Origin of the sequence: Thermasporomyces composti, from assembly GCF_003386795.1 — a bacterium.
GTDB lineage: Bacteria > Actinomycetota > Actinomycetes > Propionibacteriales > Actinopolymorphaceae > Thermasporomyces > Thermasporomyces composti.
On record NZ_QTUC01000001.1, the window covers coordinates 3283852 to 3305181 of the forward strand.

A 21330-nucleotide genomic window follows, 5' to 3' on the forward strand; every position below is an offset into this window, starting at 1 on the left:
GCTGGCGCACGGCGACACCTGTCGCGGTGAGGCGGTTCCCATGAGGTTGGAACTGCGCGGGCTCACCAAGCGGTTCGGACCGCTCGTTGCCAACGACCACATCGATCTCACCATCGAACCCGGCGAGATCCACTGCCTGCTGGGGGAGAACGGGGCCGGCAAGAGCACGTTGATGAACATGCTCTACGGCCTGGTCCGTCCGGACGAGGGTGAGATCGTCATCGACGGCAACCCGCGAACCTGCTCCTCACCACGCGAGGCGATCGAGGCCGGCATCGGCATGGTGCACCAGCACTTCATGTTGGTGCCCGGCTTCACCGTCGCCGAGAACGTCATGCTCGGCCGTGAGACCACGCGGGGCCTTGGCCGCCTGGACTATGCCGCCGCGCGCGCCCGGGTCCGCGACTTGTCCGAGCGTTACGGCCTGGACGTCGACCCCGACGCGAAGGTGGACGACCTGTCGGTCGGCGTGCAACAGCGGGTCGAGATCCTCAAGGCGCTGGCGAACGAGACTCGGGTGCTCATCCTCGACGAGCCGACCGCCGTGCTCACTCCCCATGAGATCGACGAGCTCATGGAGGTGATGCGGGCGCTGCGCGACGCCGGCACCTCCGTCGTCTTCATCACCCACAAGCTGCAGGAGGTACGGGCGGTCGCGGACCGGATCACGGTCATCCGACGTGGCCGCGTCGTGGCGACGGTTGAGCCGACGGTCTCCGAGGCTGAGCTCGCCGAGCTGATGGTCGGACGGCCGGTGCAGCTTCGCCTGGAGAAGACTCCGGCGACGCCGGGCGAGCCGGTGCTCAGCGTCGAGAACCTTCGGGTCGTCGACGCGCAGGGGGTCGTCGCCGTCGATGACGTGTCCTTCGAGGTACGCGCCGGCGAGGTGCTCGGTGTCGCCGGTGTCCAGGGCAACGGGCAGACCGAGCTGGTGCGCGCTTTGGTCGGCCTCGCCGACGTGGCTGGCGGATCGATCCGCCTCCGCGGCCGCGACCTCGTCGGAACGAGTCCACGGGAGCGCCTCGACGCCGGCATCGGTCACATCCCTGAGGATCGGTCCCACGACGGTTTCGTCGGGTCGTTCTCGGTCGCCGAGAACCTCGTCCTCGACCTGGTGCACCGGCCACCGTTCGCCCGGCGTGGCACGGTCTCTCGCGCGGCCGTGCGCGCGAACGCCGAGCGGCGGGTCGAGGAGTTCGACGTCCGGACCCAGTCGGTGGACACTCCGGTGGCCGCGCTCTCGGGAGGCAACCAACAGAAGGTCGTGCTGGCCCGAGAGCTGAGCCGCCCTCTCGAGCTGCTCATCGCGGCGCAGCCGACGCGTGGCCTCGACGTCGGGTCGATCGAGTTCGTCCACCGCCGAATCCTGGCCGAGCGTGACCGTGGCACGGCGGTCCTCATCGTCTCGACCGCGTTGGAGGAGATCACCGCGTTGGCCGACCGGATCGCGGTCATGTACCGGGGTCGGATCGTCGGCATCGTCGATCCGGACACCCCGTGGGACCAGCTGGGCCTGATGATGGCCGGCGTCCCGCCGGCGGACGCGGCCGGATCATCGGCCGCGGATTCCACGGAGGTCGCGTCATGAGCGCACCGGCCGAGTCCGAGGCGAGCAAGCCGGCCCTGCGTGGCCATGTGGCGCAGTGGCTTCGGGAGGCGGCGGTGAGCCTGGCCGCTGTCGCGCTGGCGCTGCTGGTCGGCGCCGTCCTCATCGTGGTCAGCGACGCGGACGTGCTGGCCACCTGGGGCTACTTCTTCGCCTACCCACCGGACGCGCTCCAGGCGTCGTGGTCGGCGGTCGCCGACGCGTATGGCGCGCTCCTGCGTGGCTCGCTCGGCGGCTGGCGGCCGCTCACCGAGACGCTCGTCCAGGCGACGCCGCTCATCTGCGCCGGGCTGGGCGTCTCCCTGGCGTTCCGCGCGGGCCTGTTCAACATCGGCGCGCAGGGTCAGCTCATCGTGGGAGCGCTCTGCGCCGGATGGGTGGGGTTCACCCTCCACCTGCCGCCGGTCGTGCACCTGGTGGTGGCGATCGCCGCCGCCGTGGTGGGTGGCGCGGTCTGGGGTGGGATCGCCGGCGTCTTGAAGGCCCGGACCGGAGCCCACGAGGTGATCGTCACGATCATGCTCAACTACGTCGGGCTCTACCTCTTGCAGTGGCTGCTGACGACGGAGCCGTTCCAGCGACCTGGGCGCGACGACCCCATCAGCCCGGTGGTCGACCCCACGGCGCGGTTCGCTCGCGTGCCGGGGACGGACCTGCACCTCGGTGTCGTGCTGGCGGTCCTCGCCGCGATCGTCGTGTGGTGGGTCCTCACCCGGTCGACGACGGGCTTCCAGCTCCGCGCCGTCGGCGCCAACTCGGAGGCGGCCCGCACCGCTGGTATGAGCGTGGAGCGGGCCTACACGGTCGCGATGCTCGGCGCGGGAGCGCTGGCCGGTCTGGCCGGCGCGCAGCAGGTCCTCGGCACCGCCCACCCGTTGACCGACGGGATCGCCGGGGACGTGGGCTTCGACGCCATCACCGTGGCGCTGCTGGGCCGGGCGTCGCCCGCCGGCACGGTCGTCGCCGGCCTGGTGTTCGGCGCGCTCAAGGCGGGAGGGTTGCAGATGCAGATCCAGACCCAGACCCCGCTCACCCTCACGACCGTCCTCCAGGCGACGATCGTGCTCTTCATCGCCGCTCCGGCGCTGGTTCGGGCCCTCGTGCGGGTTCGCGGCCAGGGCGCCGGCTCCGTCCTCGCCAAGGGGTGGAACGCGTGAGCGCCTCGGACGAGACCGTGGAGAAGGCCGGAACGACGTCGGTGGCCGACCAGGCGCCTGGACGTGGGCCAGAGCAAGCACCCCCGCGCCGCACCAGGGGCTCCGTGGCATCGGGCCAGGAGACTCCGCCCGAGCGCCGGCGCCGGGTCCGTGCCGGCCTCGTCGCGCTCGTGCTCGCCGCTGTCGGTGGCGTGCTCGCTGTCCTGACCCGCCCCGAAGCCGTCACGTTCGCCCTGTCGGACCAGGTGGCCGACGAACGGCTTCCGGACATCGTGCTGCCGGCCCGTCCGGTGGCGGTGGCCCTCGCCGCCTACGCGGTCGTCGTCGCCGTGGCCCACGTCCTGCGCGGCGTGCGGGGCCGTTGGGCAGGGGTGGTCTGGGCACTGTTCGGCGTGGCTCTGGTCGTGGCGTTCCTGTGCTGGGCGGCGGCGGGGACGACGTTTCCGCTCACGAACCAGCTGCAGGGGACGCTCAACCTCTCCACACCGCTCATCCTCGGCGCCCTCGCCGGTGTGCTGTGCGAGCGTGCCGGCGTCATCAACATCGCGATCGAGGGACAGTTCCTCGCCGGGGCGTTCACCGCCGCGGTCGTGACGACGGTGACGGGAAGCTTCCTGGCCGGGACCCTCGGCGCCGTCCTCGCGGGCGTGCTCATCGCGGCGCTGCTCGCCGTCTTCGCGATCCGCTACTACGTCAACCAGGTGATCCTCGGTGTCGTCCTCGTGGTCTTCGCCTCCGGGATCACCGGCTTTCTGTTCGACCAGTTCGTCCAGGACGACGCCGCGGCGTACAACGACCCCGGGGTGCTGCCGACCGTCCCGATTCCGGTCCTCGCGGACATCCCGATCGTCGGCGCGACCCTGTTCGACCAGACCCCGCTCGTCTACGCGATGTACGCCGCCGTTGCGGTCGTGACCTACGTGCTGTTCAAGACGCGGTGGGGGCTGCGGGTGCGCGCGGTCGGTGAGCATCCCAGGGCCGCCGAGACCGTGGGCGTCAACGTGCTGCGCGTGCGCTACCAGGCGGTGCTCGCCGGGGGAGTGGTGGCCGGGCTCGGTGGGGCGTTCTTCACCATCGGATTCACCGGCAGCTTCGACAAGGACCTCACCGCCGGTCAGGGGTTCATCGCCTTGGCGGCCCTCATCATGGGCCGCTGGCACCCTCTCGGCGCGACCCTCGCGGCGCTGTTCTTCGGCTTCACCCAGCAGCTGCAGAGCCAGCTGCAGATCATCGCCACGCCGATCCCGGGCGAGCTGCTCATCATGGCGCCGTACCTGGCGACCGTGGTGGCGGTCGCGGGATTGGTCGGGCGCGTGCGACCGCCCAAAGCCGACGGCGAGCCGTACGTCACGAGCTAGCCTGGGCCGCCGGGGTGGAGACCATGCAGGTGGACTGGGAGGCGCTGCGGACGGCGGCGCGGCAGGTGATGACGCGGGCGTACGCGCCGTACTCGGGCTTTCCGGTCGGTGCCGCGGCGCTCACCGACGACGGTCGCGTCGTCGTCGGCTGCAACGTCGAGAACGCGTCCTATGGCGCGACCCTGTGCGCCGAATGCGGGTTGGTGTCCGCCCTGTATGCCTCCGGCGGCGGCCGTCTGGTCGCGTTCACCTGCTGCGACCGCGACGGTGCGCGGCTCATGCCGTGCGGCCGCTGTCGCCAGCTGCTGTGGGAGCACGGCGGGCCGGAGCTTCGCGTCGATACGCCGCGCGGGGTGCGACCCTTGCGCGAGCTGCTGCCGGACGCGTTCGGACCTGACGACCTGCGAGGACGACATCGTGGCTGAGCCTTTCGACGCCGTCGAGGTGATCCGTACCAAGCGTGACGGCAGGAGGTTGAGCGCTGAGCAGATCGACTGGGTGATCGACGGCTACGTGCGCGGCGTGGTCGCCGATGAGCAGATGTCGGCGCTGCTCATGGCCATCGTGTTGCGTGGCATGGACCGGGACGAGGTGGCCCGGTGGACCCACGCCATGGTGGCTTCCGGCGACCGGCTCGACTTTCGCAGCCTGGGCCGGCCGACGGCCGACAAGCACTCCACAGGGGGAGTGGGTGACAAGATCACCTTGCCTCTGGCTCCGCTGGCCGCGGCGTGCGGCGTGGCGGTGCCCCAGCTGTCGGGGCGCGGACTCGGCTACACCGGGGGCACGCTCGACAAGCTGGAGTCGATCCCGGGATGGCGGGCGCGCTTGTCCTACGACGAGATGCTCGCCCAGCTTCGTGACGTGGGCGCGGTGATCTGCGCGCCCACGGACACGCTCGCTCCGGCGGACCGCAAGATCTACGCGCTCCGGGACGTCACCGGCACGGTCGAGTCGATCCCGCTCGTCGCCAGCTCGATCATGAGCAAGAAGATCGCGGAGGGCACGCCGGCGCTGGTGCTCGACGTCAAGGTCGGGTCGGGGGCGTTCATGCGGCAGCTCGACGACGCCCGCGCTCTCGCCACCACGATGGTGGAGCTGGGCACCGACGCCGGTGTTCGCACGGTCGCGCTCATCACCGACATGTCCACCCCGCTGGGCTTGACCGCGGGCAACGCGCTCGAGGTCGCCGAGGCGGTCGAGGTGTTGCAGGGAGGCGGCCCGCCGGACGTGGTGGAGCTGACCGTGGCGTTGGCGCGGGAGATGCTCGAGCTCGCCGGCGCGGCGGGCGCTCCCGACCCCGCGGACGTTCTCGCGCGCGGGCACGCGATGGACGTGTGGCGTCGGATGATCCGCGCGCAGGGCGGTGACCCTGAAGCACCGCTGCCACGGGCTCGGGAGACGCACGACGTGCTCGCGCCGGCGGACGGCGTCCTCGTTCGGCTCGACGCGTTCGCTGTCGGCGTCGCGGCGTGGCGGCTCGGTGCCGGGCGGGCCCGCAAGGAGGATCCGGTGGCGCCCGCCGCGGGTGTCCAGATGCACGCCAAGCCCGGGGCTCTGGTCCGCGCCGGGCAGCCGCTGCTGACGCTGCACGCCGACGACCCGGCGAGGTTCCCTCGCGCGATGGAAGCACTGGAGGGGGCGTTCGAGGTGGCGCCGGTGGGATCCCGCCCAGCACGGCCGCTCATCATCGAGCGCATCGGGTGAACGACTCTCCTGGCGCGCCGGACACGCCGCCAAGGCCGGGCGGTGGACCACGGGACGTCGAGACGGCGTACTGTCGGGCCATGCGGATCACCCACGACGAGATCGCCCGCGCACCGAAGGTGGTGCTGCACGACCACCTCGACGGTGGCCTTCGCCCGGACACCCTGGTGGAGCTCGCCGACCGGGTGGGACACCAGCTCCCGGAAACCGACCCTGCCCGTCTCGGCGAATGGTTTCGCGAGTCGGCGGACTCCGGCTCACTGGAGCGGTACCTGGAGACGTTCGAGCACACGGTCGCGGTCATGCAGACCGCGGACGCGCTCCGTCGCGTCGCCGCCGAGTGCGCCGAGGATCTCGCGGCGGACGGCGTCGTCTACGCCGAGGTGCGCTACGCGCCCGAGCAGCACCTCCGGGCCGGGCTGACCCTCGACGAGGTGGTCCAGGCGGTCCGGGACGGGCTCGCCGAGGGGGAGAAGCGGGCGGCGGCCGCCGGCCGGGCCATCGTCGTGCGGCAGATCCTCACCGCGATGCGCCACGCGGACCGGTCGAGGGAGATCGCCGAACTGGCGGTGCGCTACCGCGACGAGGGCGTCGCCGGCTTCGACATCGCCGGCGCCGAGGCGGGGAACCCGCCCACCCGCCACCTCGCCGCGTTCGAGTACCTGCGACAGGAGAACGCCCACATCACCATCCACGCCGGCGAGGCGGTCGGGCTCTCCTCCATCGCCGAGGCGGTCCAGCGATGCGGCGCCGAGCGTCTCGGGCACGGCGTTCGCATCGTCGACGACATCACCGTGACACCGGACGGCGAGGCACGGCTGGGACGGCTCGCGGCGTACGTTCGCGACGCTCGGATCCCGCTCGAGCTCTGCCCGACGTCGAACGTCCAGACCGGTGCGGCGCCCTCGATCGCTGAGCATCCCTTCGGGCTGCTCGCTCGGCTGCGTTTCCGGGTGACCGTCAACACCGACAACCGCCTGGTGAGCGGGACGTCGATGTCGGAGGAGTTCGCTCGGTTGGCCCAGGCGTTCGACTACGACCTCGACGACTTCGCGTGGTTCACCGTCAACGCCATGAAGAGCGCGTTCCTTCCGTACGACGAGCGGCTCGCGCTGATCAACGAGGTCATCAAGCCTGGATACGCGGCCATCGCGGCCGACCGCGTCGTCGCGCGCATGCGGCGTCCACTCAGCGAGAGCGGGCGGTACAGGCAGGGCGGGCCCGGGACCACGCGTCCTCAGGCTCGCTCCCCGAAGGTCTCGGTCCCCACGACCTCGAGCAGGCGCAGCGCCTCCAGCGAGGGACTGCCCGGCAGGGCGGTGTAGATCACGAGCCGCTGCCCACGGTCGGGAATCTCCAGGATCTCGTAGGCGAGCTCCAGCTCACCGACCACCGGGTGCCGGAGTCGCTTGGTTGCGCCCCGCCGGACACTGACCTGGTGCTGCTCCCACCGCCGCACGAACTCCGGACTGTTGGCCAGCAGTCGGGCGATCAAGGCGCGAATCCCCGGGTCCGTGGGGTAACGCGCCGCCGCGGCTCGCAGGTCGGCCACGCACTGGTCGGCGAACGCAGCGGCGTCCTCAGGCGCGTAGAGCTCCGGGTAGCCGACCCCGCAGAACAGCTGCCAGACCAGGTTTCGCTCGCTCGGCGGCAGCCGGGAGAGGTCGCCGAGCAGGGCCGCCGCCATCGGGTTCCACGCCAGCAAGTCGTACTTGACATCGATCACGAACGCGGGAACGTCGTGCAACCGGTCGAGCAGGTGCATGATCCCCGCTGAGACGTTCGGGCTGGGTCCAGGCGGATCCGGCACCTCCCCGGCGAGGTGGAACAGGTGACGGCGCTCGTCGTCGGAGAGCCGCAAGGCGCGAGCGAGCGCGGCCAGCACCTGGCGGGACGGACGCGGGCTGCGCGCCTGCTCCAGCCGCGCGTAGTAGTCGACCGAGATGCCGGCGAGCTGCGCCACCTCCTCCCGACGCAACCCGGGCGCGCGCCGGCGAGACCCGGCGGGCAGCCCGACCTCGCTCGGACGGACGCGGGCGCGCCGGCTACGCAGGAACTCGGCGAGCTGAGCACGATCCACGCCGCCAGTGTGCCGCGGCGTCCCCGCCGATCCAGGGTCTGTCAGTCCGTGGATGAGCCGTCTCTGCCGCGGGTCCGCTGCCGGGCCCACGCTTGAGCCCATGAGTGACGCCACGATCGCCCTCGTGACCGGGGCCAACAAGGGAATCGGATACGAGATCGCCCGCCAGCTCGGTCAGACTGGCGCCGAGGTGCTGCTGGGCGCGCGCGACCTGGGGCGCGGCGAAGCGGCCGCGTCGACGCTGCGGGCCGAGGGGCTGACCGTCCGTCCCGTCCGGCTCGATGTCACCGACGCGGCCACCATCGAGGCCGCGGCGAAGTGGATCGAGCAGGAGTACGGGCGTCTGGACGTCCTGGTCAACAACGCCGGCACCGTTCATGAATGGGGCCTCGATCCGACCACGCTGCCGATCTCGGTGCTGCGCAGCACGTTCGAGACCAACGTGTTCGGCGTGGTGGCGGTGACGAACGCGATGCTGCCACTGCTGCGCCGGGCACCCGCGGCGCGCATCGTGAACATGTCCAGCTCCCTGGGCTCGCTGGCCCGGTCGAGCGACCCGACCTCGGACCAGCACCACGTACCTCTGCTCGCGTACAACTCGTCCAAGGCGGCCCTCAACCGCATAACCGTCCAATACGCGGCCGTCCTCGAGGGAACGCCGATCAAGGTCAACTCCGCCTGTCCCGGCTTCTGCGCGACCGACATGAACGGCCACCGCGGACACCGCACGCCGGCCCAGGGGGCCGCGATCGTCGTCCGCCTCGCCACCCTTCCGCCTGACGGGCCGACGGGTGGGTTCTTCGAGGACGACGGCCAGGTTCCCTGGTGAGCTCCGACTGCCGCGATGGGGCCGACCGGCACCGCGATCGGAGGCGGCCAATCGAAGGCGGCTCAGCCGAGGTGCCGAGCGGCCCCGTCCACACGACGCCGCATGACCTCGCCTAAGGCCCGACCTCGTGTCACACTCTCCCCTAAGGGCGAGATCCGAGGATTTCGCGGACGTGGACATCCCCATCCGGAGCGGACTGTCTTCGCTCAGGACGCAGCTTGTCGTCTGGCCCACGGCTCCTGGCCTCCGGCCCGCGGCAACGTCGCCCGGCCCTACGGCACCCGAGGACGTCCACAGCTCCGGGGGTCGACGGCACTGGGGAGGTCTGAAGCGATGGCGGGCGGCCGGGTCCTCGGCTGGCTCACGCAGGCGTTCCGAAAGGGCCAGCCTTGGCGGCGAGGTCCGGTCCTCGGTGTGGACGAACCCGCGATCGAGCCAGAGGCCGTCACGCCTCGCCCGATCGAGTTGCTCGCTGCCGACCTGCGCCGACTGGGCCAGGAGAGCGTCCGGCTGCACTCCGACCCGCGCGTGCCGGCACGGGCGTTCCGACTGCGCGCTGTCGAGCTCGCCTATGACGACACCCTGCTCATGGCCTGCCGAGCGCTGGAGGTCGAGACCGAAGGCGCGACCAGCCCGTTGCCGGCGGTTCGGCGGCTGGAGGTCGAGTGCGAGCTCGCCCGGCGTGGCCTCGAGTGGTAGGACGCTGGCCTCGCGTCGACCAGTGCGGGGTGAGCCCCGGGGAGACCGCGGGCGCGGGTGTGGGTCGGGTGCTCAGTCCTCGGCGGGGATGAGGATCCACAAGACGATGTAGCCCACGAACTGCGGGCCGGGCAGCGCGCACGAGAGCACGAACGCCAGCCGCACCAATGCGGGCGGCAGACCGAACCGTTCGGCGAGCCCGGCACAGACCCCGGCGATCCAGCGTCCCTTGCGCGGGCGGACGAGGCGAGCCATGTCTTCTCCCTCCGACGCCGGCTCCTCACCACGGCCAACGAACGGCGGCGCGAGGACGCTCCCTGAGCGGGACATCGGTGGATCGTGGAGGTCTGTCCCTGCCGGCGGGAATGTCTGGGTCGACCGGAGAGCGGCGGAGCCGCGGCCGTCAGCGACGGCGGATCTCGAGATGGGCTGTGAGCGCCGGGATGACCGCCCGCCACCCGGCCACGGCGGCGTCGACGTCCGCGGTGGTGAGCGCGCGTCGAGCGCCGGGCCGGTCCTGGGCGACGTCGATCGCGCAGGAGATCATGAACGTCCCGGCCGGTGCGACCGGCTCGAGCAGCCTGGTGACGTCGCTCCAGCCGCCCCACGCCGCGAGCCGGAGCAGCTCCGTCCACGCGCACACCAGCCGGTCGGCGGCGTCCTGGTCCATCGCGGGGTCGATCGAGTCCGCGAGCTCGACGAGGTCGAAGATGCAGTCATCGTGCGGGGTGAGGTCGACGTCAGCGCGCGCGGCGACCCCCGCCAGGTCGAGGACGCCGTCGGTGGACTCGTCGACCAGGCCGCCGGCGAGATCGGCCTTCATCTGGTCCAGGTCGGTCCACGCGAACAGCCGGGCCGGCGATCCCACGGTCCTGGTCCCGCCGAAGGCGGGGTGCTCGCCGTGGAGGGTCGTGCTGCGCACGACGTAGACACCCTCGTCGGCCAGCCCGAACCACAAGGTCACGGCGTCCGCGACGGTCTCGAGCGGCGTCGACTCGGCGTCATCGGCGTTCGTGTCGCCGTCGTCGCCTCGGATCATCCCCGCCGGGTTCCCCCACGGTCCTCCGACTGGTGGGTCCGCGGGGATCTCGGGGGTCGTGACGCGACGGGACACCTCCTCCACGCACGCCGACCAGTGGGCGCGGAGGAGGTCGACGACGTGCTGGCGGTGGTGGGCGGCCCGGAAGATCGACAGCACCTCGTCGCCGGACGCGAGCTTGCCGATGTCGTCGTCCTCGCGCAGCGCGTCGGCGTGCTCGCCGGTCACGTCGGTGTAGTCGAGCAGGTCGAGCATGACGGCGAGGGTCGACCCGAGGGAGGCCTGTTCGTCGGTGTCGAGCCGGTCGTCCCGCAGCTCCGGCAACTGGGCGAAGTCGTAGCTGCAGAGGCGGCGGGTGTACTCCTCGACCGTCCACGTCCGCAACGTCCGCAGGTGCGGGCTGCGGGTGAGGTCGTGCGGAGCGCCGGAGTCGACGAAGGCGACGAGGTCCTCCACGGTGGCGAAGCCGTAGAGGGTGCTGTCTCGGCCGAGGAACGCCCTCGAGCCGTCCGACGCGGTGAACCAACCGGGCTGGTAGAGCGTGACGTACCTCCGACCGCCGGGCAGTCGCAGCTCGAGCGGGACGATCGGGTCGTCGACGAACTCGATGGTCACGGTCTCATACCCCGATCGGATGCCAGACGGTCTTGGTCTCCACGAACGCCGCCAGCCGCGTCAGCCCAGGGTCCGCCGTCCAGTCCGGACGTCGGGCCGGCGGCTGGAGCACGCGCTTGAGGTTCTCCGCCGCCTCCCGCTCGAGGTCGGCGGCCAGGTGGGCGTCCGCGACTCCGGTGAGGTCGAGGGCGTCGACCCCCATGTGGCCGGCCAGCCACGGCGCCACCTCACCCACCCGGCCGGTCAACAGGTTGATGACGCCCGCAGGCACGTCGCTCGTCGCCCACACCTCGGCGAGCGTGACGGCTGGGAGCGGCGCGCGCTCGGAGGCGAGCACGACGCACGTGTTGCCGCTGACGACGACCGGGGCCACCACACTGACCAGGCCGAGCAGGCTGGAGTCCTGGGGCGCCACGACGGCGACCACCCCGACCGGCTCGGGCACGGAGAAATCGAAGAACGGTCCTGCGACGGGGTTGGACGACCCGAGCACCTGGGCGAGCTTGTCCGCCCACCCGGCGTACCAGACCCAGCAGTCGATGCTCTCGTCGACGAGCGACTCGGCCGCCGCTCGCTCCAGCCCTTCGACGGCGGCCACCTCGTCGACGAACTGCGCCCGTCGCCCTTCGAGCATCTCGGCGACGCGGTAGAGGATCTGGCCGCGGTTGTAGGCGGTCGCTCCGGACCAGCCCGGCAACGCCTTGCGGGCGGCGACCACCGCGTCCCGCGCGTCCTTGCGCGATGCGAGCGCCGCGTTGGCGAGGAACCGCCCCGACGCGTCGGTGACCGGATAGCTGCGGCCGGACTCACTGCGAGGGAACGCGCCGCCGATGAACAGCTTGTACGTCTTGCGCACCGCCAGCCGGTCAGCCGAGCTCACCGTTGACCTCCTTCGCGGCGTCGGTGTCGAGGTAGGCGGCGAGTCCGTGCCGTCCGCCCTCGCGGCCGTACCCGGACTCCTTGAACCCGCCGAACGGGGAGGTGGGATCGAACCGGTTGAACGTGTTGGCCCACACCACGCCTGCGCGCAGTCGCTCCGCGGCCCACAGTATCCGTGAGCCCTTCTCGCTCCACACACCGGCCGACAAGCCGTACGGGGTGTTGTTGGCCTTGTCAATGGCCTCTTGCGGGGTGCGGAAGGTGAGGACGGAGAGCACCGGTCCGAAGATCTCCTCCCGGGCGATGCGGTGCGCCTGCGTGACCCCGGTGAAGATCGTCGGCGGGAACCAGTACCCGCGCGCGGGAAGGTCGCACGGAGCCGACCAGCGCTCGCCGCCCTCGGCCTCACCCACCTCGGCGAACTCGCGGATCCGCTCCAGCTGGCGTTCGGAGTTGATCGCCCCGACGTCGGTGTTCTTGTCGAGGGGGTCACCGACCCGCAGCGTGCTCATCCGCCACTTGAGCCGCTCCAGGAGCTGGTCGTAGATGCTCTCCTGGACCAGCAGGCGCGAGCCGGCGCAGCAGACGTGGCCCTGGTTGAAGAAGATGCCGTCGACGATTCCCTCGACGGCCTGGTCGAGGGGCGCGTCCTCGAACACGATGTTCGCGCCCTTGCCTCCCAGCTCGAGGGTGAGGCGCTTGCGGGTGCCGGCGACCAGTCGGGCGATCTCCTTGCCGACCTGGGTCGATCCGGTGAAGGCCACCTTGTCGACGCCGTCGTGGCAGACCAGCTCCCGCCCGGTCGTCCCGTCGCCGGTGACGATGTTGACCACGCCTGGAGGCAGCTCGGCCTGCTGGCAGATCTCGGCGAAGATCAGCGCGGTCAGCGGCGTCGTCTCCGCGGGTTTGAGGACGACGGTGTTCCCGCAGGCCAGCGCCGGCGCCACCTTCCAGGCGAGCATGAGCAGCGGGAAGTTCCAGGGGATGACCTGGCCGGCGACGCCGATCGGTCGCGGGTCGCGTAGCCCTGGCACGGCGTAGGCGAGCTTGTCCGCCCAGCCGGCGTGGTAGAAGAAGTGCGCCGCGACGAGCGGGAGGTCGATGTCGCGGGACTCCCGGATCGGTTTGCCGTTGTCGAGGGACTCGAGGACCGCGAGCTCACGAGCGCGCTCCTGGATGAGCCGGGCCAGGCGGAACAGGTACTTGCCGCGCTCCCGGCCGGGCATCGCCGACCAGGCTGGATAGGCCTTCCTGGCCGCGCGCACCGCGCGGTCGACGTCCTGGGCCCTGGCTTGCACGACCTCGGCGAGGGTCTCACCGGTGGCGGGGCTCACGGTCTTAAACGGTTGCCCGTCGAGCGGCTCCACGAACTCGCCGTCGATGAACAGCCCGTACGACGGCTTGAGGTCGACGATGGCGCTCGACTCCGGCGCGGGCGCGTACTCGAACGTCGGCATGTGGGCTTCCTGCTAGTCGAGCGAGACGTGGTCGGAGCCGGCGTAGCGGCCGGTGCGCATCCTGCTGCGTTGCATGAGGACGTCGTTCAGCAGGCTCGACGCGCCCAGCCGGAACCAGTGCGGGTCGAGCCAGTCGTCTCCGGCGATCTCGTGGACCAGCACGATGTGCCGGATGGCGTCCTTCGCGGTCCGGATACCGCCAGCGGGCTTCAGCCCCACCTGGCGTCCGGTGGCGGCCCGGAAGTCCCGCACCGCCTGGGCCATGACGAGCATCACCGGTAGCGTGGCCGCTGGTGTGACCTTGCCGGTGCTGGTCTTGATGAAGTCGGCGCCGGCCAGCATGGCCAGCCAGCTCGCCCGCCGGACGTTGTCGTAGGTGGCGAGCTCACCGGTCTCGAGGATGACCTTGAGCCGAGCCGACCCGCACACCTGCTTCACCGCCACGATCTCGTCGTAGACCTGCCCGTACCGGCCGGCGAGGAAGGCGCCCCGGTCGATCACCATGTCGATCTCGTCGGCGCCCGCCTCGACCGCCGCGACGGTCTCCCGCAGCTTCACCTCGCGCATGGAACGGCCGGAGGGGAACGCCGTCGCGACGCTCGCGACCTTCACACCGCTCCCCGCCAGCGCCTCGCGGGCGACGGGTACGAGGTCGGGGTAGACGCAGACGGCAGCGACGGACGGACAGCGCGGATCGGTGGGGTCGGGACGCCGGGCCTTCGCACACAGCGCGCGCACTTTGCCCGGGGTGTCCTGGCCTTCCAGCGTGGTGAGGTCGATCAGCCGGACCGCCAGGTCGAGGGCGAACACCTTGGCGGCGCTCTTGATCGACCGTGTCGCGAGCCGGGCGGCCCGCGCCTCGGCGCCGACCTGGTCGACGCCGGGGAGACCGGCCAGGAAGCGGCGCAGACCCGCGTCGGAGCTGGTGATGTCCGCGACGCGCTCCGGCCCGAGGTCAGCCGTCGTGGTCACCGGGCCAGTCTAGGACGTTCCGGCCGCACGGGAACCGCCTCGGAGCCTGGCGCCATCGCGCACCGTCCAGCGCCCCCTGTCGGACTCGTCTGGTCCGTCAGCTCACCTGGGTGCGTGGGCTTGCTCTGACGACTAGGGGTGGGACGACTAGGGGTGGGAGAAGTCCAGACCGTGCTCGTCGGCGCGGACCTTCACGCTGCGGTGGTGGATGCTGTTGTCCCACTTGTAGTAGCAGCGGTAGGGGGTGTCGCCCACCTCCACGACCGTCGTCGCGGGGATGTCGTCGCAGCGCGGCTCGGTATAGCCCCTCTCCTTCCCGTAACGCCAGAACGCCGCGAAGACGCCCTCCTTCGTCAGCACGGTCTTCTTTTGGACGATCTCGAAGACGGACCGCCTTCTGCCGTAGAGATCCTCGCTGACGTCGAAATGGACCTTGAACGGCACCTCGACCCCGTCGTAGGTGACCGTGCAACCGTAGGTTCCCGAGCGGTCGGGGATGCCGTCGGTCTCGCAGTCGACCTCGGTCGGCTGGTCGACGCCGGCCGCGGCAAGCACTCGCCAGCGGAGCTCCTCGGTGAGCTCCTCGAAGTCTCCGGCGTAGGGATCGATCGTCGGCGTGGGCGTCGGTGCGGTCGGGGCGGTGACGGGGACGCCGGGTTCCTCCCACCGGTGTCGGTCGGCCCAGAGGGCGAGCGCGAGGAGCGCCGCCACCACGAGACCACCGACGACCAGAAGCCTTCGGCTCTCCTGACCCACAGCTGCCGTGCCGGACCTCGCCTCAGACACGACGTGACCCCCCTGCATCGCTACCCGACAGCACACTGGCCGGGCGTTCCGCGGCGGACGCCTGACCTAGTGGATCTCTAGACCGTTCTCGGTGACGTGGACCCGGGCGAGGTGGTAGTAGCGCGCGTCCTTGCTCCCCTTGGTCTTGTAGTAGCAGGAGTAGGGGGTCGGACCCAGCTCGACCACTTCCCTGGCAGGGATGTCGTCGTCGCACCGCATCTCGGTGTATCCCATCGTGGTGCCGCCACGCCAGAACTCCCCGAGAACGGCCTTCTTCGTCAGGACAGTCTTTTCGGGAATGACCTTGTACGTGAGGGATCGACGACCGTCCCTCGTGATGACGCCGATCCGCACCTGGAACGGCAGCTCGATTCCGTCGTAGGTCACCGTGCAGCGGTAGGTTCCCGGGCGGCTCGGAAACCTGTCGAACTCGCAGTCCGTCTCGATCGGCCGCTGCACCCAGGTCGTGCTGAGCACGTTCCGGTGGAGGCTATGGATGATGAGCTCGACGTCCGTGGTGGGCAAGGAGGGTGTCGGGCTCAGGGGCTCGGACGGCTCGGGGCCGCGACGGGCACACCTGGAACGCCCCAGCGGTCATGGTCGAGCCAGACGACGAGCCCGACGAGTGCCGCGACCACGAGCACCCCGATGACCAGCAGACACCGGAAGTCCTGGCGACCACGCCTCGGACACGGCACCACCTCCCTCGACCCGCAGCGTCGCTTCAGCGCATCAGGTCCCGAGAGGGGCTACTCCTTGCGCGGCTCCATCTCGCCCTTGTCGTCCTGGAGGAACTGCAGACCGTGGTCGGCCACGATCACCCGGGCACGGTGGTGGTCGCCGCGCTTGGACTTGTAGTAACAGAAGTACGGGGTCGGCCCCACCTCGACCACCTTCGTGGCGGGGATGTTGTCGTCACAACGCATCTCGGTGTACTCCGGAGCCTGGCCTTGACGCCAGAACTCCGCGAAGACGCCCTCCTTCGTCAGCACGGCCTTCTGCTCAGCGACCTCCCACTTGAACAACGCCATGCCGAGCGCCTTGGTGACGTCGGTGATCCGGATCGTGAACGGCACCTCGATCCCGTCGTAGGTCACCGTGCACGTGAACGTCCGTGGACTGTCCGGGACCTCGTCGATCTCGCAGTCGGCCTCGGTCGGCCGCTGGACGCCGCTCCACGCGAGCACCTTCTCTTGCAGGTCGTACTTGATTTCCTCGATTCCCCCGTTCTCCGGTTCCGGAATGGTGGGCGTGGGCTTCGCCGTACCCGACTTCGGCGCGGTGACGGGGACCCCCTGGTCCGCCCAGGGGTCGCGGCCCAGCCAGAGACCGAGCACGTAGAGCGCCGCCACCACGAGGACCCCGGAGACCAGGACCTTCAGGCACCCTTGACGGACCGAGGCCGCAGTCAGCTTCACGTCGGACAAGGCGCCGTACCCTCCCTGAACACGCACGTCATGGGCAGCAGCGCACCATCGTGATCGGTCGCCGTGTCGGCGAACCAGGTCTTTCAATCAGGGTCGAACGGCGCTCTCGAGCACGTTCCGGTCGGGGCCGGTGACGCGACCCAACAGGCGGGCGCCTGTCATGGTGAGGCGATGGACGACGGTGTTGCCCCTCCTCGCGGACGTGATCAAGCCCGCCTCTCGGAGCACCGCCGTGTGGTGGCTGATGGTGGCCGGTGAGACCCCGACCTGTGCCGCCAGTCGGCGGCCGGAGTAGCCGTCGGCGATCGCGGTGAGGATCACGGCTCGGGTCGCGCCCAGCAGGTCCGCTAGCGCCTCCTGCCGCACGTCGGACTGCGCGGCCATGGTCTCCACGGCCGCCGTCATGGCCGGATACACGAGCACCGGCTGCATGTCGGGATCGACGAGGGCGACCGGCATCCGCGTGCAGAAGTACGACGGGATGAGGAGGAGGCCCCGCCCATCGAGGTGAAGGTCGAGGTCGCATGGATAGTCGGCCACCAGCGTGGGCTCCTCCCACCGGATTCCCGGGCCGAGACTGCTCAGCAACCTCTCGACACCGCCGTCGGCCAGAGCTCGCATCCGAATCTCGCGGTCGACGGCCACGCACTGGGCGATGACGTCCATCCAAGGCGCCAACGCCGTCCGGTGGTAGGCGCGCAACGCGTCGGCCAGGGTCTCGCGGAGTCGGCGGTCACCATGCGCCAGCGCGCGGGTCCACCCCGGCACCGGAACGCGGGACGCCAACCGCTTGATCTGCTGGCGCAGCTTGCTCGTCGGAGTGGAGGCGACGGCGCGCACCCCCGCGTCGATCCCGTCCGCGCTCTCGCTCGGCGTCAGGAAGTCCGGAAAGTACGTCGCAACCGGAGCGAGTGGAAACAGCACGTGCTTGATCTGTGACGCCGTGCCAGCGGTCGCGGCCTCGGCTCGCACCCGCGCTCGCCAGTCGAGCGTGTGTGCTGGCGGGCGCCTGCTCTGCAGGACGTGCAGGCTCAGGACGGCTTCCCAGAGAGGGTCCGGACCTTTCGCCACCCGGGTACGCGCGAGGTCCGTCGCGGTGAAGTGGATTCGGAGCACCATCGTGGTCGTCGGGCAAGTCTAGGCACGTTCGACTGCGCCAGGTCTGGCCTCGCTGCAGACCGTCGCACGATCACCTCGCGCGGCGCCAGCGGCGCGATGACAGAGTGCGGGCTCGCCTGACACCGTGCCCCCGACACCGGGCGGTCGCGCGATCGAGCCCGGCAGGGCAGAATCGGGCACCAGTCGGTGTTCGTCCCCGCGGTAGGAGGTTGCCCGTGGCACGGTTGGCATGGTGGCGGACATCGAGGGTCATCGAGAGCTTCGCGCCGACCACGGGACGGGTCCTCGGCGTCATCACGCTGGTGATCGGGGCGGTCATCCTCGTCGACATCATCGTGGAGTGGCGGACGTGGCCGGGTCTCACGACGGCCGCGGTCGTGCTCGCGGTGTCCGCGTTCGTGTGGCTTGCCCTGGTACGTCCCTCCGTCGTCGCCTATCCCGACGTCATGGTGATCCGCAACATCCTGAGCGACGTCCACGTGCCCTGGCACCTCGTGGAATCCGTCGCCATCGCGCCGGTGCTGACGGTCGTGGCCGGCGGCCGTTCCTACCGCTCCTCGGCGATCGCGGTGAGCGGGAGCGACCGACGTGCGCTGCGGCGGGCGCAGCGCGCCTCGGTGGAGGCCGCCACCCAGCGGATCCCGACGAGCGCGGCGGAGCTGGTGAACCGGCCGACCACGCCAGCGGATCTGGGTCCCTCGCAGTACGTCGTCACGCGGCTCACCATGCTGGCGGAGAAGCACGCCGAGGACTCCAAGCACGTGACGGAGGTCCAGCGGCACTGGCGGTGGCCGGAGTTCGTCTTCATCGCGGTGATGGTCGCGCTCGCGATCGTGGCGGCGCAGCTGCGGTGAGACGTCACGCGCCGACGAGCTCTCGCACGTCCGCGCCGATCGCGGCGAGCGCGTCACGGGCGATCCGCTTCGCCGCGGCGAGGTCCTCGCGGGCGGGCACGATCACCTCGACGTAGCACTTGAGCTTCGGCTCGGTGCCGCTCGGCCGGATGACGACGCGCGCACGACCGGCCAGCACGAACCGAAGTCCCACCGTGGGTGGCAGACCATCGGTGGGTTCGGCCAGGTCGTCGGTGCGCAGGACCTCGCGACCACCGAGCGCGAGGGGAGGCCGCTGACGGAGCCGCTCGAGGACCGCGTCGATCTCGCTCAGGTCGCGGACCCACACCGCGTGCTGGGCGGTGGCGTGCAGGTCGTGCTCACGAGCGATGTCGTCGAGCAGGTCGAGCAGCGTGCGCCCCTCGCGCTTGAGCGCGGCGACGAGCTCGGCCATCCGGATCAGCGCGGAGATTCCGTCCTTGTCGCGGACCGCCTCTGGGTCGACGCAGTAGCCGAGCGCTTCCTCGTACGCGAACGCGAGGTCGGGCACCCTGCCCAGCCACTTGAAGCCGGTGAGCGTCTGCGTGTAGGGGACGCCGTGGGCGGTGGCGATGCTCGACAGGAGCGTCGAGGAGACGACGGTGGTGGCCAGCGTCCCGCGAGCGCCCGCGTTGAGCAGGTGGACGGCCAGGAGTGCGCCCACCTCGTCACCGGTGAGCCGCCGGAACCCCTCCTCGGTGGGAACGGCGACCGCGAGCCGGTCCGCGTCCGGGTCGTTGGCCAGCACCACATCCGCGTCGGTACGGCGGCCGAGCTCGAGTGCGAGGTCGAGGGTGCCGGGCTCCTCAGGATTGGGGAACGGGGTCGTCGGGAAACCCGGGTCTGGTGCGGCCTGCTCAGGCACGACGGCCGGCGGTGCGAACCCGGCGCGTCGGAGCGCCTCCTCCACGAGCGGGCCGCCCACCCCGTGCAACGGGGTGTAGACGATCCGCAGGTCGCGGAACGCCTGGGGGTCCGTGGCGGGGAGGGACGCCACGCGGTCGAGGTAGTCGTGGACGACGTCCTCGCCCACGACCGTCCAGCTGTCTCCGCGCGGAATCCGCGCGACCGAGCTGACCTCGGACATGGCCGCGGCGATCTCGGCGTCGACGGGCGGCACGATCTGCGAGCCGTCGCCGAGGTAGACCTTGTACCCGTTGTCCTGCCGCGGGTTGTGGGACGCCGTCACCATGACCCCGGCGGCGCAGTTCAGGCGACGAATCGCGAACGCCAGCACGGGCGTGGGCAGGGGCCGGGGCAGCAAGAGCGGGCGCAGTCCCGCACCGGCGAGGACGGCGACCGTGTCGGTGGCGAAGACGTCGGAGTTGTAGCGCGCGTCGTAGCCCACCACGACGGGAGCGCCACGGTGACCGTGCGCGAGCAGGTAGCTCGCCAACCCAGCGGCGGCTCGCGCCACCACGACGCGGTTCATCCGGTTGGGGCCAGGCCCCAGCGGTCCACGCAGACCAGCGGTCCCGAACTGCAGCGTCCCAGCGAACTGGTCGGCGAGGAGGGCACGTGCGCGCTCGTCACCGGACTCGACGGCGGTGAGGAGGTCGCTGAGCTCCGCCCGCGTCCGCGGGTCGGGATCGTCCGCGAGCCAGGCACGTGCCTGGTCGACCAATGCCGTGGGGTCGCTCACGTCCCCTCCTCACCACGCACGAGACACGCTCTCCACGCGTCCATCCCAGCCACGAGGCACCGATCGAGAGGAGCCAGCAAAGGCACCTGTCGAGGGGCAACCGTAGCGACGAGCGACCGTCGCGAGCGAGGGGTGACCACCGTGGCGGCGTCCAGGACGGTATGTCCCGCGCGCCTGGTGTTGGGCGCGCGTCCCGCGCTGGGCCGCCGACGGATCCGTCCGCGCGCCGAATCAGCCGCGGGCGCGCCGAAGCCTCACAGACGGGCGATGACCTGGGCGAGCAGCCGTCCCATGCGCTCGCCGGCGGCTCGGCCGGCCTCGAGCACCTCCTCGTGGCTGATGGAGGAGTCGCTGAGCCCTGCGGCGAGGTTGGTGACGAGCGACACGCCGAGCACCTCCGCGCCACGCTCGCGCGCGGCGATCGCCTCGAGAGCGGTCGACATCCCCACCAGGTCGGCGCCGATCGCGCGGAGGAAGCGGATCTCCGCCGGGGTCTCGTAGTGCGGTCCGGGTAGCTGGGCGTAGACGCCCTCCTCCAGGCTCGGGTCGATCGAGCGGCACAGGTCCCGCAGCCGGCGGCTGTAGAGGTCGGTGAGGTCCACGAAGCGCGGACCCACGAGCGGGGAACGACCGGTGAGGTTGATGTGGTCGCTGATCAGGACCGGCGTCCCGGGCGCCCAGTCGGTGCGCAAGCCTCCGCAGCCGTTCGTGAGGATCACCACCCGACATCCTGCGGCGGTAGCGGTCCGGACGCCATGGGCGACGGCGGTCACCCCATGCCCCTCATACAGGTGGGTACGCCCCAGGAAGACCAACACTCGCCGGCCGTCGATCGACACGCTCCGGATCCGCCCGACGTGTCCCTCGACGGAGGGCTTGGCGAATCCGGGCAGGTCGGTCATGGGGAGCTCGCTGAGACTGGTGCCGAGAAGATCGGCGGCGCGCCCCCAGCCTGAGCCGAGGACGACCGCGACGTCGTGCCGGGGAACGCCGGTGAAGTCGGCGAGCTGCTCGGCCGCCTGAGCGGCCAGCGCCTCGGCTCTGCGAACCTCGTCTCGTGCTGCGGGCTCTTCGGTTGCGACAGGC

Annotated in this window: 21 protein-coding genes; 9 read left to right on the top strand and 12 right to left on the bottom strand. The window is 71.0% G+C overall.

Translation table 11 applies throughout. The features are described from left to right. Nucleotides 1-40 precede the first annotated feature (40 nt). The 6 genes from DFJ64_RS14260 to DFJ64_RS14285 all read left to right on the top strand — a co-directional run bounded on the left by DFJ64_RS14260 (nucleotide 41) and on the right by DFJ64_RS14285 (nucleotide 7153). Nucleotides 41-1588: an ABC transporter ATP-binding protein gene (locus DFJ64_RS14260; RefSeq protein ID WP_115850898.1), complete on the top strand. Its 1548-nt coding sequence runs from the start codon at nucleotides 41-43 to the stop codon at nucleotides 1586-1588. Beyond that, nucleotides 1585-2763, top strand: coding sequence for an ABC transporter permease (locus DFJ64_RS14265; protein ID WP_115850899.1), 1179 nt, complete (start codon nucleotides 1585-1587; stop codon nucleotides 2761-2763). The genes DFJ64_RS14260 and DFJ64_RS14265 overlap by 4 nt, the downstream gene beginning before the upstream one ends. Continuing rightward, the gene (locus DFJ64_RS14270; protein WP_245941133.1) at nucleotides 2760-4121 is read left to right on the top strand and encodes an ABC transporter permease; all 1362 of its coding nucleotides are present in this window, start codon (nucleotides 2760-2762) and stop codon (nucleotides 4119-4121) included. Before DFJ64_RS14265 ends, DFJ64_RS14270 begins: the two co-directional genes overlap by 4 nt. Nucleotides 4122-4144: 23 nt before the next feature. Next, nucleotides 4145-4546, top strand: a complete 402-nt coding sequence (locus tag DFJ64_RS14275; RefSeq protein ID WP_211310619.1) for a cytidine deaminase — start codon at nucleotides 4145-4147, stop codon at nucleotides 4544-4546. Continuing rightward, nucleotides 4539-5828 carry a thymidine phosphorylase gene (locus DFJ64_RS14280; RefSeq protein WP_115850901.1) on the top strand — a complete coding sequence of 430 codons (1290 nt, stop codon included), beginning with the start codon at nucleotides 4539-4541 and terminating at the stop codon, nucleotides 5826-5828. Before DFJ64_RS14275 ends, DFJ64_RS14280 begins: the two co-directional genes overlap by 8 nt. Nucleotides 5829-5908: 80 nt before the next feature. Next, a complete protein-coding gene (locus DFJ64_RS14285; protein ID WP_115850902.1) occupies nucleotides 5909-7153 on the top strand; it encodes an adenosine deaminase in 1245 nt (414 codons plus the stop codon). On the opposite strand, the gene DFJ64_RS14290 is transcribed toward DFJ64_RS14285, so the two are convergent. Then, nucleotides 7066-7908 carry a helix-turn-helix transcriptional regulator gene (locus DFJ64_RS14290; RefSeq protein ID WP_115850903.1) on the bottom strand — a complete coding sequence of 281 codons (843 nt, stop codon included), beginning with the start codon at nucleotides 7906-7908 and terminating at the stop codon, nucleotides 7066-7068. The genes DFJ64_RS14285 and DFJ64_RS14290 overlap by 88 nt on opposite strands. A gap of 100 nt (nucleotides 7909-8008) precedes the next feature. On the opposite strand from DFJ64_RS14290, the gene DFJ64_RS14295 reads away from it, so the two are divergent. Together DFJ64_RS14295 and DFJ64_RS14300 are read left to right on the top strand one after the other, a co-directional pair. Then, a complete protein-coding gene (locus DFJ64_RS14295) occupies nucleotides 8009-8737 on the top strand; it encodes an SDR family oxidoreductase (protein WP_115850904.1) in 729 nt (242 codons plus the stop codon). A gap of 333 nt (nucleotides 8738-9070) precedes the next feature. Next, nucleotides 9071-9436 (top strand): hypothetical protein, encoded by a 366-nt coding sequence (locus DFJ64_RS14300; protein WP_115850905.1) that lies wholly within the window; start codon nucleotides 9071-9073, stop codon nucleotides 9434-9436. A 72-nt stretch (nucleotides 9437-9508) separates the two neighbouring features. Here the strand turns inward: DFJ64_RS14300 and DFJ64_RS14305 are convergent, their stop codons facing one another. The 9 genes from DFJ64_RS14305 to DFJ64_RS14345 all read right to left on the bottom strand — a co-directional run bounded on the left by DFJ64_RS14305 (nucleotide 9509) and on the right by DFJ64_RS14345 (nucleotide 17730). Continuing rightward, entirely contained in the window at nucleotides 9509-9691 is a 183-nt protein-coding gene (locus DFJ64_RS14305) for a PspC domain-containing protein (RefSeq protein ID WP_115852101.1), read from the bottom strand. Nucleotides 9692-9839: 148 nt separating this feature from the next. Next, nucleotides 9840-11090 carry a hypothetical protein gene (locus DFJ64_RS14310; protein WP_115850906.1) on the bottom strand — a complete coding sequence of 417 codons (1251 nt, stop codon included), beginning with the start codon at nucleotides 11088-11090 and terminating at the stop codon, nucleotides 9840-9842. Between the two features lie 4 nt (nucleotides 11091-11094). Further along, nucleotides 11095-11970, bottom strand: coding sequence for an aldehyde dehydrogenase family protein (locus tag DFJ64_RS14315; RefSeq protein WP_115850907.1), 876 nt, complete (start codon nucleotides 11968-11970; stop codon nucleotides 11095-11097). Next, a complete protein-coding gene (locus DFJ64_RS14320; RefSeq protein WP_115850908.1) occupies nucleotides 11957-13426 on the bottom strand; it encodes an aldehyde dehydrogenase family protein in 1470 nt (489 codons plus the stop codon). The genes DFJ64_RS14315 and DFJ64_RS14320 overlap by 14 nt, the downstream gene beginning before the upstream one ends. Nucleotides 13427-13438: 12 nt before the next feature. Further along, nucleotides 13439-14398 carry a deoxyribose-phosphate aldolase gene (gene deoC, locus DFJ64_RS14325; RefSeq protein ID WP_115850909.1) on the bottom strand — a complete coding sequence of 320 codons (960 nt, stop codon included), beginning with the start codon at nucleotides 14396-14398 and terminating at the stop codon, nucleotides 13439-13441. 147 nt (nucleotides 14399-14545) lie between these two features. Further along, nucleotides 14546-15184 carry a hypothetical protein gene (locus DFJ64_RS14330; protein WP_147304712.1) on the bottom strand — a complete coding sequence of 213 codons (639 nt, stop codon included), beginning with the start codon at nucleotides 15182-15184 and terminating at the stop codon, nucleotides 14546-14548. Nucleotides 15185-15250: 66 nt separating this feature from the next. Continuing rightward, nucleotides 15251-15661, bottom strand: coding sequence for a hypothetical protein (locus DFJ64_RS14335; protein ID WP_147304713.1), 411 nt, complete (start codon nucleotides 15659-15661; stop codon nucleotides 15251-15253). A 272-nt stretch (nucleotides 15662-15933) separates the two neighbouring features. Further along, nucleotides 15934-16611, bottom strand: coding sequence for a hypothetical protein (locus DFJ64_RS14340; protein ID WP_147304714.1), 678 nt, complete (start codon nucleotides 16609-16611; stop codon nucleotides 15934-15936). 87 nt (nucleotides 16612-16698) lie between these two features. Beyond that, the gene (locus DFJ64_RS14345; RefSeq protein WP_211310620.1) at nucleotides 16699-17730 is read right to left on the bottom strand and encodes an ArsR/SmtB family transcription factor; all 1032 of its coding nucleotides are present in this window, start codon (nucleotides 17728-17730) and stop codon (nucleotides 16699-16701) included. Nucleotides 17731-17945: 215 nt separating this feature from the next. On the opposite strand from DFJ64_RS14345, the gene DFJ64_RS14350 reads away from it, so the two are divergent. Next, nucleotides 17946-18584: a hypothetical protein gene (locus tag DFJ64_RS14350; RefSeq protein ID WP_115850913.1), complete on the top strand. Its 639-nt coding sequence runs from the start codon at nucleotides 17946-17948 to the stop codon at nucleotides 18582-18584. A 4-nt stretch (nucleotides 18585-18588) separates the two neighbouring features. Here DFJ64_RS14350 and DFJ64_RS14355 read toward each other — a convergent pair whose 3' ends face one another. Both DFJ64_RS14355 and DFJ64_RS14360 read right to left on the bottom strand, forming a co-directional pair. Then, nucleotides 18589-20244 carry a phospho-sugar mutase gene (locus DFJ64_RS14355; RefSeq protein WP_115850914.1) on the bottom strand — a complete coding sequence of 552 codons (1656 nt, stop codon included), beginning with the start codon at nucleotides 20242-20244 and terminating at the stop codon, nucleotides 18589-18591. Between the two features lie 254 nt (nucleotides 20245-20498). Further along, nucleotides 20499-21275 carry a purine-nucleoside phosphorylase gene (locus DFJ64_RS14360; RefSeq protein ID WP_115852103.1) on the bottom strand — a complete coding sequence of 259 codons (777 nt, stop codon included), beginning with the start codon at nucleotides 21273-21275 and terminating at the stop codon, nucleotides 20499-20501. Nucleotides 21276-21330 lie beyond the last annotated feature (55 nt).

Coding starts and splice junctions, on each gene's coding strand:
- DFJ64_RS14275 (WP_211310619.1), top strand. CDS start 4,145: ATGCAGGTGGACTGGGAGGCGCTGCGGACGGCGGCGCGGCAGGTGATG.
- DFJ64_RS14300 (WP_115850905.1), top strand. CDS start 9,071: ATGGCGGGCGGCCGGGTCCTCGGCTGGCTCACGCAGGCGTTCCGAAAG.
- DFJ64_RS14285 (WP_115850902.1), top strand. CDS start 5,909: ATGCGGATCACCCACGACGAGATCGCCCGCGCACCGAAGGTGGTGCTG.
- DFJ64_RS14295 (WP_115850904.1), top strand. CDS start 8,009: ATGAGTGACGCCACGATCGCCCTCGTGACCGGGGCCAACAAGGGAATC.
- DFJ64_RS14265 (WP_115850899.1), top strand. CDS start 1,585: ATGAGCGCACCGGCCGAGTCCGAGGCGAGCAAGCCGGCCCTGCGTGGC.
- DFJ64_RS14305 (WP_115852101.1), bottom strand. CDS start 9,691: ATGGCTCGCCTCGTCCGCCCGCGCAAGGGACGCTGGATCGCCGGGGTC.
- DFJ64_RS14260 (WP_115850898.1), top strand. CDS start 41: ATGAGGTTGGAACTGCGCGGGCTCACCAAGCGGTTCGGACCGCTCGTT.
- DFJ64_RS14320 (WP_115850908.1), bottom strand. CDS start 13,426: ATGCCGACGTTCGAGTACGCGCCCGCGCCGGAGTCGAGCGCCATCGTC.
- DFJ64_RS14345 (WP_211310620.1), bottom strand. CDS start 17,730: ATGGTGCTCCGAATCCACTTCACCGCGACGGACCTCGCGCGTACCCGG.